This is a genomic window from Herbaspirillum sp. B65, from assembly GCF_000333555.1.
Classification (GTDB): Bacteria; Pseudomonadota; Gammaproteobacteria; order Burkholderiales; family Burkholderiaceae_D; genus Herbaspirillum; species Herbaspirillum rubrisubalbicans.
This window is the reverse complement of the sequence record NZ_BADI01000196.1, coordinates 1-595: the sequence shown is the minus strand read 5'-3', so window position 1 is coordinate 595 and position 595 is coordinate 1. Positions and strand designations below refer to the sequence as shown.

The 595-nt window shown below is 61.7% G+C and carries 1 protein-coding gene; it reads left to right on the top strand.

Features of this window, described 5'->3' with window-relative positions; genetic code table 11:
- Nucleotides 1–70: 70 nt before the first annotated feature.
- Nucleotides 71–451 carry an Mth938-like domain-containing protein gene (locus tag I5W_RS05000; protein ID WP_044528416.1) on the top strand — a complete coding sequence of 127 codons (381 nt, stop codon included), beginning with the start codon at nt 71–73 and terminating at the stop codon, nt 449–451.
- The last annotated feature ends 144 nt before the right edge of the window (nt 452–595 follow it).

Below are 595 nucleotides of genomic sequence, written 5' to 3'. Positions count from 1 at the left end.
TGTCGACTTGACATCATGGCCCGGTCGTCTGCCCCGCGGGGCCGCCTGCAACCCATCTGCCCATCCTGCGATGAAGCTCCATTCGACCGAAACCAAGCAATACCAGACCGTCACCGCCTATGATGAGGACGGCGTCGAGCTCAATGCCATCCGCTTCACCCATAGTCTGCTGGTGTTACCGGAAAGTGAACCGGTATCTTGGCCCGTGGACAGTTTCGAGGCACTCACCACCGAGCATTTCGCCCAGATCGACGCCACCTTGCCGGACGTGGTGATCCTGGGCACCGGCGAGCGCCAGCGCTTCGTCCACCCCAAGCTGACCACGGTACTGACCACGCGTCGCATCGGGGTGGAATGCATGGACAACCAGGCCGCCTGCCGGACCTACAACATCCTCATGGCCGAGGGGCGCAAGGTGGCACTGGCGCTGATCATCCCGCCCCAGGCCTGACGCCGGCACTTGCCGCGACAATAAACCCAAGAACACGCAACAAGGAACCGCTGTCAATGCGCGAACTGTATAAATCCAAGGCGTTCGTCTGGACGCTGCTCATTCTCTTCCTGCTGGTCTGGTTCTGGATGCTGGGCGCGCGCG

Coding starts and splice junctions, on each gene's coding strand:
- I5W_RS05000 (WP_044528416.1), top strand. CDS start 71: ATGAAGCTCCATTCGACCGAAACCAAGCAATACCAGACCGTCACCGCC.